The following is a 12,842-nucleotide window of genomic DNA, read 5'->3' as shown; positions in this document are numbered from 1 at the left end:
CCGCTACGGTTTGTCTCCTTTGGCGCCCAACGCAATCCCCAAATGCTCTCGCGCCGCCTCCCGCAGGTCGGGAGGAACCGGTTTCGGGGTGGTGTCGATCCCCTTGCCCAGCACGTCGGCGATGATTTTTAGGCTATGGACGCGGGCGAACTGCTTATCGTTGGCGGGCACCACATGCCAGGGGGCGTCTTTGGTCGAGGTGCGGTCGAGCATATCCTCGATGGCCTCCTCATAGGCATCGCGCTGGCGCCAGTTGCGGATATCCTCGTAGGTTAGCTTCCAGCGCTTCAGCGGGTCTTGGATCCGGCGGATGAAGCGCTCGCGCTGCACATCGGCGGAAACATGCAAGAAGATTTTGATGATGCGCGCGCCATCGGCCCGGTGCAGGGCTTCGAACTGGTTGATCTCATCATAGGCGCGGCGCCATTCGCTGGGTTTGGCGAAGCCTTCGATCCGCTCCACCAGCACGCGCCCGTACCAGGAACGGTCGAACACCGCCATTTCCCCGTGGGCGGGCAGGCGGGTCCAGAAGCGGTGCAGGTAATGATGCGCCTGTTCGGACGGGGTGGGCGCGGCAATCGGCCAGACCTTGAAGCCGCGCGGATCGAGCACGCTGGAGAGGCAGCGGATGGTGCCGCCCTTACCCGCCGCGTCCCAGCCTTCGAAAACGATGATCGCCCGTTCCCGCGTGCCAAGATAGGCCTGCTGGATCAGCATCAGCTTATCCTGAAGCTGGGTCAGCTTCTTCTGATAGGTGGCGCTATCAAGCCGTTCTGACAGATCGATGTTCTTTAAGCGGAGACGGGGCATCGGCGCCTTCGGGTTCGATTGATTTTAGGAAAGCGTAGGCGGTTTTTCGCCCTAGCGCGACGGGAATCGCGCCGCTGTTTGGCCGCTCCCGGTCACCATATCTTCATATGAAAGCGCGCCTCTTTCGTGCATGATCACGATAGTGAAAAACCATTGGTTTAAAATTTTCTGACAGGGGGCCGGGAATGGCGAGCGAATTGACAGTCGAAATCGTGAACGACAGCGGCCAAACCGATGCCGACGTCTATGTGCTATTGACGGGCGAGTCGGTTTCGATCACTGGGAGCGAACCCGCTGTGGTTAATCTGCCCCAGGGCGCCAACACCTCTGTCACCGCCTCGGTTCTGACGGGGTTGAGCACCAATGCAAGTTTGGTGTCGCCGCTCACCGGGCAGAAGCGGCTTATTTACAGTTTTGATCTGCAAACCATCGTATCGGGGCGTCTGCTGGTTTCCTTCGGGTCGGCGATCACCTATGCGAATAATACGGCGCCGACGGCAACGTCCGAAACCTGCCGCTGGGACAAGATGGAGTTCGGTTATCCCGGCTCCGGCGCCGATCTGACCTCGCTCGATTTTTTCGGTATCCCGATGCAGTTCGAGTATCTCGACGCCGCTGGGGACGTGCTTGACAGTGCGACCTTCTATACCTCGACCGCAACGCTGCTGGGCAGTTTGTTGGGCCTGTCCGGCAGTATGGGCAATGCCTTTATGCCGACGGTCAGCGGTACGTCGGTCGATCTCAGTACGTTTCAGCGGGTCTTGGGGCCGGGGACAATCGCGTCGAGTGCTACCGGCGGATCGCCCGCGCCCTACCCGAGTTTTTCGGGCTATATCGCGACCTTGGTGAAGGGGCAGCAAAGCTTTACCGTCAGCGGCACCGCCGGGGTCGGCGCCCCCGCCCCGACCGACAATGCCGTGACCTATAGCTATACCGGCAGCTTCAGCAGCGACGGTGCAGGCGGCTATATTCTGACCCTGACCGGCACCACCAGTGGGATGCCCTATGGTCTTTATACCGACACCAGCGGCACGACCTCGGCCCAGCAATTACCAAGCAATCTAACCGTGACGCTGGCCCTGCCCGCCGCATCCTTGGACATCAACATCTATGCCGCACCCGCGACCAGCTTTACGGTGGCGCTGTCGAGTTCGTCGCAGCAGCCTACGAGCCTGCCTGCGGACTGGCAGGAGTATGTGGCGAACAGCGTTTACGCGACGATTGCCGGGGATATTCTTGCGGGCCTCAACTTTGGCTATCCCGGCGGCACGCTGGGGAACGATGGCGCGATTTGGTACACCAATCCGCCGCCGACGCCTTACCCGTTTGCCGAGGTCCGCGCGACGAATGATGGTTACTACAATCCCTATGCGGCGGTTCTCTATAATTATTCCGACGCTTATGGCTTTCCCTTTAGCGACCGTGGCGGGCGCCCTAGCCCCTATCTGCCGCAGCCCAGTACGGCGACGACGCTGCGCATCACGATCCTGCCCGATGTTCGGCTCGATCAAGTTTCCGGCGTGACGGCGACAAGCCCGAGTGATGGCCAACTCACCCTCACGTGGTCGGCCCTCACAGCCCCCACAGGTTTTGCCGTCACGCAGTACCAGATCGTCGCCAGCTATTTCACTCCCCAACCCGGCGACACGCCGACAACGACGCCCTATCAGACCGTGGTGACGCTGCCGTCGACAACGACGAGCTATACGTTCGCGGCGCTTACCCCCGGGCTTCAGTATACTTTCGCCATTACGGCGCTTGGAACCGGCCCGACGGGTGGGGTGGTTACGTCTTATCCGGCCACGATCAGTGCGAATGCTGGGGGCACTTGGGCGGCGCCGACCGGCAGCTTGCCGTTCAACATCACGGTCAATTGGTCGGCGAATACCAGCGGTCAAATGCCAAGCGGCTATTCCATGACCATCGGTGGCCAAGCCTATACCCCCGGGCCAACGAGCGCGCCAGTCACGATCAATGGCGAAACCGGCTTTAACCTCGTCCCGATCAGCATAACGGACAGCAGCAACACGGTGATCTACGCCGATGTCTATGTGGTGAACCTGCAAGCGACGGCCGGAAGTACGGACGGGGCCTATACGGTGGTGGGAACCCCGTTCCTCGGCACCAATAGCAACCCGCTGACTGTGGCGTGGAGTGGGCAGAAACCACCCCAGCTCGTGCTCGGCACCCCCTTCGCGCCCATCGCCGGGAAGCTGCCGGGGCCGGTGGTGCTTCCGTCGTAACGCCAGCGCCGGGCGGGCGGGGGTTACTCCGCCCGCTCGAACCGATAGCCGACCCCATAGACCGATTGGACGAACTCGATCCCCGGCGCGACGGCGGCCAGTTTGCGCCGCAGGTTCTTGACGTGGCTATCGATGCTACGGTCGAAGACATCCTTATAGCCTTCGCTCAGGTGATCCAGCAGCTGCCCGCGCGAATAGACCTTGCCAGGGTGGGCGGCCATGACGGCCAGCAGCTTAAATTCGGTCGGCGTCAGGTCGATGCGCGTGCCGTTATAGAGGGCGATCATGCGGTCAGCATGGACGATCAGCCCAGTTTCCGCCGGTTCTGATGTGCCTGCCGGGGCATTGCGGCGCAGCACGGCCTTGATGCGCGCCACCACTTCGCGCGGGGAAAACGGTTTGCAGATGTAATCATCGGCGCCAATTTCGAGACCCAGCAGCCGGTCGATCTCATCGACGCGGGCGGTGACCATAATGATCGGCACCGCACTGGTGGCCCGGATACTGCGGCATAGGCTAAGCCCATCGACTTCGGGCAGCATTACATCCAGCAAGATCAGATCGGGCTGAACGGTGGCGAGCCAGGGCATGACGGCGGCGCCGGAGCTAAGCCAAGAGGCTTCGTACCCTTCCCGCTCCAGATAGGCGCCGATGATCTCGGCGATACCGGGTTCGTCATCGACGATCAGGATGTGGCGGTGGCTCATGCGTCGGCATCCAAAGGCGGGGGTTCGAGGGAGGGCAGCGTGAGGATCATCGCCAGCCCGCCGAGGTCGGACGGTGCCGCGTCCAACGTGCCGCCGTGGGCTTCGGCAATCGACCGGCAGATCGCCAGCCCTAGGCCCGACCCGCCGCGCGCCCGGCTGCGCGATCCTTCCGCCCGATAAAACCGGTCGAACAGCCGGGCGATATCGTCGGGCGGCACGCCCGGCGGGGTATCTTCGATGATCAAGGTCCAGCGGTCGGCGGAAAGTTCTTGCCGCAGCCGCAGCAGCCCGCCTTTATCGGTATAGCGGCAGCTATTTTCCAACAGATTGGTGACGAGCTGATGCAGCCGGTCGGCATCGGCGGAAACGCGAACGGTGGCGGCAGGCGGGCAGCGGTCATCGAGCGTCAGCCCCTGCGCCGTCAGCTTCGGCCTGAAACCGACCAAGGCTTCGCGCACCACTTCCAGCGGATCGAGGGGGGCGCAGTGCAGCGCCATACCGGTGCTGTCGGCGCGGGCGAGGTCGTGCAGGTCGGTAATCAGTTTTTCCAGCCGCAGCACTTCGGCGTGTAGATTGGCCAGCGTGCGCGGGTTGGCCTCGTGGACCCCGTCCTGGATCGCCTCGATCTGGGCGCGCAGCACCGCCAGCGGCGTGCGCAACTCGTGGGAGGTATCGGCCATCCACCGGCGGCGGCTGGCTTCGGCCTGATCCAGCGCTTCGGCCAAGGCGTTGACCGCGCGCATCATATCGCCGATCTCGTCGCGGCGGTTGGTCGGCAGGCGCTCATCATAGACTCCGGCGGCAAGGCGGCGGGATACCTGCGCCACGGCTTCGATGGGGCGGGCGAGGTGGCGGGCCAGCAGATAGGCGGGCAGCATGGCGAACAGCATGCCGAGGGCGGCAACCCAGGCGGCGTCCCGTGTCCGGTCGGCCAGGAAGGCGCGCTCCACATCCGATGGGAAATCCACCGACTTCAGCAAGAGCTCGCCAATCGGTTTGCCCTGGAAATGCAGGCCCCGGCGGGCGGCGCGCTCCATCCCGTCCGGGGTTCCGGCAATCAGTAGGCCTTGGGCGTCGAGCAAGGCGAGGTGGGGCGTCTGCCGCTCTTCGGGCGGTGGCGGGGGTGGTGGGGGCGGCCCCCCCGGGGAACCGTCACGGGGGAAGCCTTCGCGCGGCGGGCGGGCGGGGCGGGGCGGCGGCGGGGGGATGACGCGGCGCTCGTTCCCCTCGCGGATGATCGCCTCCCAGCGGTCGTCATCCTCGCGGATCGCCGACCAGTCGCCGGTTTTGGCGTAGAGCGCTTCCAGCCGGGCGGGGAGCCATTCCATCCGGTCCAGCGAGGCTTTGCTGAGGTATCCGGCAAAGCCCCGCCCGGTGCTGGTCTGCATCGCCACCGTCACCAAGATGATCAGCAGGGCACTGATCCCAAGCCAGGAGAGGAAGATTTTATGCGCAATAGACAGTCGCAATGTCTCTTCCTCTGCTAGTTGACCCCTCTTACCGATTAAGCACGGTCGGCGGCTTTGAGCAATTCCCGCATCGTGAAGACCCCCTTATCCGTATAGGCGGGGCGCCAGCTTTGGCCGGCGCGCAGCAGGCTGGTTTCATCGGCCAGCATAAGGGCGACCATCGTTTCGGCGACGAGACGCCCGCCGACCGGGCCGAGGTAGGAAGGGGTGGCATCGCGGCGGCTGTCATCGGCGGTCATGCCTTCGACCTTGCTGCACCATAGCGCCTGGGCTTCGGCCAGCACGTAGAACCACAGCGGCGCGCGGCCCTTAAAGCCATCGCCATAGGCGGTGATCGCGTGATTCTCGCCCATGTCCTCGCAAGTTGCCTTCCCAACGCGCAGGTCTTTATCGGCAATCGGGTCAAGCCCCATCGCCCGGGCAACATCCTGACCGCTGGGAAGCCCCTGTTGGGCGCCGCGCAGCAGATTGCGCAGGGCGAGATTGGCGATTTTACCGCTTTGGGTCTGGGGATTGCCGTCCTTATCGCGGGCGAAGTTACCGTCCGGGCGGCCTTGGGAAAACTCTGGCAGAAAGGCCAGCGGATTGACCAAGGCCGTATCGAACTTATAGGCCGCCTGCACGCGCTTGGGACCGTCCTTGATGTGCGTGTAATCGAGCTTGCGGTTGGTTTCGAAGAACAGCGACCAGTCGATGGCCCATTCCTGCGGATATTCGCGGAAGCCGTTCAACCCGGCATATTGGCTGGCGGCGAAAATCAGTCGCCGTCCGGCTAGGGCTGGATTTTCCTTCTTCTCCTGCGCCGTGCCCTGCATGCGGGTGTTGAGGCGATAGACCGGGCGGATCATCGAATGGCCGAAGCGATAGGCGGCGCCCGCAAATTCTAGCGGCATTTCGCCAGGGCGAAGGTTTTTGCTGAAGGTTTGCGTGGCGCGGCCGCTGCCGGGCAGGCTAAGGGTGCCGAAATCGGGCAGCACGGCGGCCATCATCTCCGGCCCAACGATGCGCGGTAGGAAATCCGTCAGCACGATCCACTGGTAATGCCAGGCGACTTCGCGAGCGAGGTCGTTGAACGCCATATGGGGCCGGTCGTGGGCGACCTGATTGTGGAAGGCGGCGAAGGCGGCGTGCAACTGGCTAACGATGACATTTTCATCGTTGCGCTTGTCGCCGATCATGGCGCGGCCATTCAGGCGCGGATGATCGGTGCATTTCGATGGGGCGCCCGCCTCCGTAAGCTTGCGCCCGGCGATCAGGGTGCGGCCATCGGCGTTATAAAGATAGGGCTGATCGCCCGGGCCGCGCCCGTAAAGACTATCGAGGTCGAACCACGCCGTGCGCAGGTTGGGGTCGGTCGCGCTATTGGCGTTCGGGCCGAAACCATCATTGGGGTTGAAGGTAATATCGTGATCGATGAACTGCCCAAGGTAGGTATAGCCCGCCGGGACGCCGAAGTTTTCCTCGGTATCCTGCTCGTGCTCCGGCGTCGCCGTGATCAACAGATGCCCGTCCTTATTACGGCGCGGGCTGCCATCGGCGGCTTCCATCACTTCCGGTTCGGCAGTCATGCCGCTCAGGCCTTTGCCGTCGCCCGCCGCGAGACGCAGCAGGTCTTCGGTGCTGAAATCGGCGGCGGCAAGCTGCGGGAACAGGCGCTGAAAGCCGGTGGGGGCGGCGGTGCCCATCACGCTGGCTTGGGCAAAGCGCGGCAGGGCTTGGCTGGCCGCCAAGGCGGTGCCGGTGAACAGGGCGGATTTCAGAAAGCGGCGGCGGTCCATTGTCGTCTCCATCGCGGGAACTGCGGATGGACAGACGGTAATCTTCGTAAATGGAGCCAGTTTGCAGAGAGTTTGGAGAAACCGTGGAGAGGTTTTTACCGCTCGTAAACTTCTGGCAGCTCAAGCCCTTCCGGCACCTCAACTCCAGGGGGGATCCGCAGGCGCACGCCAGGGGGGGGCGTAAAATCCAGCGGGATCGGTGTATTGCGCGGCAGGCGCCAGTTTTCCGGCAGTTTGACCGAGGCCAAGAAGGGGGCTACCGCGATCATGCGCCGGGCGGCTTCAGTGCTATCTTGCCGGGCGACGGCTTCTTGAAAAATGGGATCTTCGGCAAAAACGCTTAAGTGCAGTCCGCGCCCGACTTCCCGATCTTCATAAATACCGTGCAGCAGGAAATGCCCAATAGCGGAGAAGGCCCCCGCTTCGACGGCGGCTTTCACATCGGCATTTAGCGCCAGATATTCGGCATCGTTGAAAAACGGCTGCGGGCCAAGCGTATGATACTGATGATAGACGTTGGCAACACTGCCATCGGTCAGAATATTGCCTTGGCTCATCAGCAGCGCGCGGTTGCAGACTTTGCGGATTAGGTCTTCGGAGTGGGAGGCCAATACGAGAATGCTGGAGCGTCCGACGAAGTTCTCCAGCCGCTCGGTGGCCTTTTCGATGAAATGCGAATCGCCGACGCCGACCCATTCATCCATCAGAATAATATCGGGCACCATGCTGGTGATGATTGAAAAGGCGAGCCGTAGCACCATGCCCGACGAATAGGTCCGCACCGGCAGATTGATGAATTCGCCAAGATCGGCAAAATCGATGATCTCTTCCAGCCGCCCGTCGATCTCCTGACGGCTGACGCCGTGGAACAGCGCCTTCAGATAGATATTCTGCAAGCCCGAGAGTTCGTAATCGAGACCCAGCGAGACATCGAGCAGCGAGGCGACCCGGCCTTCCGAGCGAATGCGCCCGGCCGTTGGCGGATAGGTGCCCGCCAGCACGCGCAGCAGCGTCGTTTTACCCGCGCCATTGACGCCGACGAGGCCCAAGCGGTCGCCGTCGCGCAGTTCAAGGTCGATATGGTTCAACGCCCGCGCCACTACATGGCCGCTTTCCTGCTTCAAGCGCCCGCTGCCGCCGCCGAAGCGCAGCAGGCTTTTGCGCAGCGACCGGGTTTCCGACGTGAAAACCGGAATATCGACCGAGACGTTTTCGAGAAGAACGCGCGCCATGAGCTACAGCCAATAGGGCATGCGGCGTTTCGTATAGCCGATGCACAGAAAAGCGATGATCCATCCGACGATGGCCATGCTGCCCACCACCATCCAATTTACGGGATCAATGGGTTTGCCCAGCAGCGGCGCGCGCAGGATTTCGACGAGATGAAAGAAGGGGTTGGCGTCGACGATCATGCGTCGGTTCTTCACTAACTCGGCCGCCCAAATGACCGGGGTTACCAGAAAGGCGATCTGGGTCAGATTGGCAACGATGGGGATCACGTCGCGGAAGCGCAGGCAGAGGATACCGAGCACGATCACCACCCACACTGCATTCAACACAATCAGCGCAAAGGCCGGCAACGCCAGCAGCGTCTCCCAGCCCAGCGGAATTTGAAACAGCGCGGCAACGGCCAGATAAACCAGGAAATTATGCCCAAACAGAATGGCTTCGGTCGAAACGCTGCGCAGGGCGTAAAAACTGACGGGCAGGGGGATCTGTTTCATGATCCCCTCCATCTCGATAAACGTGCGCCCGGCAGCATTCAAAACGCCCGCGATGAAGTTCCAAATCAGAAACCCGCAGGCGATGAACGGTACATACTCCTGGATCGCCATACCAAAGAGCTGGGAATAGATCGTGCCGAGGGCCGCGATCATCACCGCCATGCTGATCGTGACCCAGAACGGGCCGATCACCGAGCGCTTATAGCGGTTGCGAATATCAATCCAACTAAGGCGCGACCAGAGCGGCGTGCGGCTTGCGGCCTCGCGCAGATCGGCAACGGCGACGCCGAGTTTCGGGTCGTCGGCGGAATATTCGAAAAAGGCGTTCGTCTGCGACATTCAGGCGTTTAGTCCCGCTCGGGGGCAATGGGCAAGCGTGCGGGGCCGAGGCTTAGCAAAACCGCCCCGGCGGCGCAAGCCGTGCGCATCCCGGTTAAAACGTCAGAATGGCCCGCACCCGCCGGTCGAACTCCGCCGGATCGCATTCTGCCGTCAGGCGCGCTAACGCATTGGTCCGTAGTTTGGTCCACAGGGTTTCGTCCTGATAGAGCGCCGCGACCTGCCGGGCGAAATCTTCGGGCGTGTCGGCGGTCAGCAGATCTTCGCCCGGCGTCCAGCCCAATTGCTCGGCCAGCAGCGCGGTGGCGACGACGGGGATGCCGTGCGCGGCGGCCTCGTGGATCTTATGCGGGATGCCGCCCGCAAAGCGGGTCGGAGCAATGAACACGCGGCAGCGGTCATAGGTCGCGGTTAGGTCTTCCACCGGGCCGACCAGCCGCACGCCGCTGCCCGCCAGACTATCCAGCGACGGGGCACCATTGCGGCCCACGGCTTGCAGTTCTACCGCATCGGGCAGCAGCGGACGCAGCAGCGGCATAATCTCCCGCCCGAACCACAGCAGCGAATCGACATTCGGCGATTCATCATGCTGCAACAGGCCGACGAACAGCAAATGGTGGCGGTCGGCGAAGGGGCGCGGCGTTGGCGCCGGGGTCAACCCATGACCGAGCACATGGACGTCGCGATAACCGCGCTGGGTATAATGCCGCGCTTCGCCGGGCGATACGGTGACGACCCGTTGGGCAATACCCGCCAGCGCCAATTCGGCCTCGATCTCCCGGTCGGCGCGCTTTAAGGCGTCGGGCAGGCCTAACACCCGCGCACGGTGCTTCTCGCGGATCGCAAAGACCGCCTCGGCATCATAGACCAAGCGGGCTTTGCCCAGCAGATCGGGCTCATCCTTTAACAACGCGCGCAGCAGCATCATGTTGTGCGGGCGGCTGACGATGACCGTATCGAAGAAGCCTTTTCGGCTTTTCAGGAAGTCCGCTAGACCGCCCCGCCCGCCGCCAAGGATCACTTCGGCGGTGGCGGGCAGCCACTGCTGGATCGCCTCCCACGTTTCATCGGGCCGGTCGATGGGATAGAAGGTTGCCAAGCGCCCGCTGTCACAGATGGCGTGCAACAGATGGCAGGCGCGCGGGAAGCCCGCCCCCAGCGGCGGCAGCGGCACGCGGTCGTCGAGCACCAGCACCCGTTCGGTACGCGGCTCGGTCGGTCGAGTGCGGGCGGGCAGAATATTGGTTTCGGCCGGATCGAACTGCCGCGTCAGGAACTCCTGATGCTTCTCGAGGAATAACAGCCGGTTCTTTTGCTGAAGCGCCAGGGCTTGGCCCGACTTTTCCGAGCTGCCGAACTCGAAATGGTCGATGACCGCGCGCGGGTCGTAGACGACGCGCAACCCGCGCTGCCACAGCCGCAGGCAGAAATCGGTTTCTTCATAATACGCCGGGGCAAAGCGTTCGTCGAACCCGCCCATCTCGGCAAAAAGATCGCGGCGGAACAGCAGGAACGCGCCAGAGCAATAATCCACATCACGCTGGAACATTACCTCCCCGGCCTCCGGCGGCAGGTTACGGCCATAGCCTAGGCACGACCCGTCGCGCCAGATCAGGCTTCCCGCTTCCTGCAAGCGCCCGTTCAGCAGCACGATCCGCCCGCCGACCGCGCCAATATCGGGGGCCGACGTTAGGGTTTCTAACGCCGCCCGCAAAGCGCCAGGGCGCATCACCGCGTCATTGTTCAGCAGCAGAATATGGTCGCCGGTCGCAAGCGGAGCAGCCCGATTGACGCCCAGGAGGAAATTCAGGTTTTCCGTATTCCGTTGGATCACCGCCCCGTCGATCCGGTCGAGAAGGTCGCCGGTTTTATCGCTGGAGGCATTGTCGGCGATGATGATTTCAACGGGAATAGCGGTTTCGGCCACCAATGCCTTGAGGCAGGCGTAAGAAAGTTCGGCCTGATTCCACAAAACAATGATGATCGAGACCAGCGGCTTTTCCGCCCGCGGCAGCACTAGCCGCTGCCCCGAGGCTAGAAACGCTTCGAACTCGGCCTGCTTTTCGGCCCGGAAGGCCTGTTTGACCTGCGCTAAATCCTGCGCCGGTTCGGTTGCCGGGCGGCGGCGGGCGAGTTTCGCGCGCAAGACCAGCACCTTATCGCCAAAGGGCAGCCGCAGGATGATCGAGCGCAGGCGGCGCTTGAGGGCGGGGACAATCCGCCGTTCCTTTAAGGCCCGGATCGGCGCCGTCACGCGCCAGGAGGTGGAGGCGCGCATCGCCTCGAGCAAGCTGCGATTATAGGCGGCTTCCCGGTCGAGATGATCAAGGCGGATGGTCTGGCCGCGAACCTGTTCGCGCAGCCCCGTAAAGTGCCGGGCAACGGTTGCAACGGCACTATCGGTATCGCTCAGGCTGGCTTCGACGATCAGCCGCCCCCCCGCAGCCTGCTGACCGAGCACGGCGGCGGGGATCGGCAGGGTAAACCAGGCGTGCGGATCGGCTTTCAGCAGCAGGACGCCTGTGTCATTGACCATCGGCGGCAGCAATAACCCCCCGGGGGCGCTATCGGCCAAGGCTTCTGGTACGCTTGGGTCGGTTAGGTCGAGTGACCAAGCGACACCACCCGACGCACCGATCAGGCGCACGCCGGTGATGATGATAGCCCGATCAGCCGCTTTAACGTTGAGCCGTAACTTTGCCATTGGCGGCGCCAGCGGACCGCCCAAGCTTTCGATGGAGGGGAGGGGCAGATCGGCAATCACCGCGCCAGGAGTGCGTGGTAAGGTCAGCCATTGGCTGTCCTCCTCCCGGAAATCAGCGCCGCGCACCGCCGGATAGGCGCCAACCATAACGGTCCGATCAAGCGGCGCCGATGGGCGCGGGGCGTGCCAAGCGTGGGGGGAGGCGGCATCGGGCCGGGCCATCATGTCCTTCACCAAAGCGCGCGCCTGGGCAAGATCATCGGGCATAGCTAGACCGTTTGCGCCTTGCGGCCAAGCGTTCAACATGTGGCTCGGCTGATCGACAATCCGGGGTAGTTTCAGCCCCTCGGCAATCGCGAAGGGCAACGAGGGAACGCCGATAAACAGGGCGGCCCGGTCGAGGGCTTCTGCCAGAACCAACGCGTCCGGTGCGGTCAGCATATCGCCGGGGATATCGCCATAGACCCAGGCTTCGCTGGGCAGGCCAACCTTCGTGATCGGCCCCAACCCCTCGAGCAGCTTCGCGAAGAAAGCGCTATCGTGGCTGCGGTAGCGCGGGGTGAGAGAGAGGATAAGGCCGGATTTCGGGCCGGTGTAGCGGGCCGGTAGCTCAAACCACGGCGCTTCCCCGCGCGCCGACGCGCCCACGGCATCAGAATGGCAGGCAACCAGATGCTTGCGGTCGAGCGGCTGGAGCCGGAACCGGTCGAAATTATAGTCGACGCCGAGGAGCGCCGGATCGACATGCTCGAGCGGTAGGCCCGTCACGGCGGGTTTTTCCGCCTCCGCCCCGAAACCGACCGCAAGGCCGACCGGCACGTGGACAAGATCGACGCAGCTAATCCCCGGCTGCGCCAGCAGCAGCGGCACGAGAAACCGCGCCCCGCCGACACTGAGTGCCCGCCCGCCTAAGGGGGGATCGTTGACGATATTCAGGACCAAGCGACAAATGCCCAACTCGCGCACGGCGGGTAGGGCGTGGATAATATCGCCCATATTGCCGCTATGCACGGCGGCGCGGCCGCCCGTATCGGTACCGAACCGTTCGATCAGCGTCAGCAAGCTCAT

At 63.1% G+C, this 12,842-nt stretch carries 8 protein-coding genes; 1 reads left to right on the top strand and 7 read right to left on the bottom strand.

The window, feature by feature from the left end:
* Positions 1-3: 3 nt before the first annotated feature.
* On the bottom strand, positions 4-810 hold the full coding sequence (locus tag CHR90_RS17580; RefSeq protein WP_094410426.1) for a polyphosphate kinase 2 family protein: 807 nt from the start codon (positions 808-810) through the stop codon (positions 4-6).
* A gap of 185 nt (positions 811-995) precedes the next feature.
* On the opposite strand from CHR90_RS17580, the gene CHR90_RS17575 reads away from it, so the two are divergent.
* Complete coding sequence (locus tag CHR90_RS17575) at positions 996-3,053, top strand: fibronectin type III domain-containing protein (RefSeq protein WP_094410425.1); 2,058 nt, start codon at positions 996-998, stop codon at positions 3,051-3,053.
* A 23-nt stretch (positions 3,054-3,076) separates the two neighbouring features.
* Here the strand turns inward: CHR90_RS17575 and CHR90_RS17570 are convergent, their stop codons facing one another.
* From CHR90_RS17570 to CHR90_RS17545, 6 genes are all read right to left on the bottom strand, one after another.
* The gene (locus CHR90_RS17570; protein ID WP_094410424.1) at positions 3,077-3,760 is read right to left on the bottom strand and encodes a response regulator; all 684 of its coding nucleotides are present in this window, start codon (positions 3,758-3,760) and stop codon (positions 3,077-3,079) included.
* Positions 3,757-5,229 (bottom strand): ATP-binding protein, encoded by a 1,473-nt coding sequence (locus CHR90_RS17565; protein WP_094410423.1) that lies wholly within the window; start codon positions 5,227-5,229, stop codon positions 3,757-3,759. The genes CHR90_RS17570 and CHR90_RS17565 overlap by 4 nt, the downstream gene beginning before the upstream one ends.
* 35 nt (positions 5,230-5,264) lie before the next feature.
* Positions 5,265-7,007, bottom strand: a complete 1,743-nt coding sequence (locus CHR90_RS17560; protein ID WP_170941455.1) for a peroxidase family protein — start codon at positions 7,005-7,007, stop codon at positions 5,265-5,267.
* A gap of 95 nt (positions 7,008-7,102) precedes the next feature.
* Positions 7,103-8,239, bottom strand: coding sequence for an ABC transporter ATP-binding protein (locus CHR90_RS17555; protein WP_094410421.1), 1,137 nt, complete (start codon positions 8,237-8,239; stop codon positions 7,103-7,105).
* A gap of 3 nt (positions 8,240-8,242) precedes the next feature.
* On the bottom strand, positions 8,243-9,070 hold the full coding sequence (locus tag CHR90_RS17550) for an ABC transporter permease (RefSeq protein WP_094410420.1): 828 nt from the start codon (positions 9,068-9,070) through the stop codon (positions 8,243-8,245).
* Positions 9,071-9,164: 94 nt separating this feature from the next.
* Positions 9,165-12,842: a glycosyltransferase gene (locus CHR90_RS17545; RefSeq protein ID WP_094410419.1), complete on the bottom strand. Its 3,678-nt coding sequence runs from the start codon at positions 12,840-12,842 to the stop codon at positions 9,165-9,167.

The sequence above is a fragment of the Elstera cyanobacteriorum genome (genome assembly GCF_002251735.1).
In the GTDB taxonomy this organism is placed as follows: domain Bacteria; phylum Pseudomonadota; class Alphaproteobacteria; order Elsterales; family Elsteraceae; genus Elstera; species Elstera cyanobacteriorum.
Note: the sequence above shows the minus strand (reverse complement) of the source record. Positions and strands in the feature narration are given on the sequence as shown.

Coding starts and splice junctions, on each gene's coding strand:
- CHR90_RS17580 (WP_094410426.1), bottom strand. CDS start 810: ATGCCCCGTCTCCGCTTAAAGAACATCGATCTGTCAGAACGGCTTGAT.
- CHR90_RS17560 (WP_170941455.1), bottom strand. CDS start 7,007: ATGGACCGCCGCCGCTTTCTGAAATCCGCCCTGTTCACCGGCACCGCC.
- CHR90_RS17570 (WP_094410424.1), bottom strand. CDS start 3,760: ATGAGCCACCGCCACATCCTGATCGTCGATGACGAACCCGGTATCGCC.
- CHR90_RS17545 (WP_094410419.1), bottom strand. CDS start 12,842: ATGAGCTTGCTGACGCTGATCGAACGGTTCGGTACCGATACGGGCGGC.
- CHR90_RS17550 (WP_094410420.1), bottom strand. CDS start 9,070: ATGTCGCAGACGAACGCCTTTTTCGAATATTCCGCCGACGACCCGAAA.
- CHR90_RS17575 (WP_094410425.1), top strand. CDS start 996: ATGGCGAGCGAATTGACAGTCGAAATCGTGAACGACAGCGGCCAAACC.
- CHR90_RS17555 (WP_094410421.1), bottom strand. CDS start 8,239: ATGGCGCGCGTTCTTCTCGAAAACGTCTCGGTCGATATTCCGGTTTTC.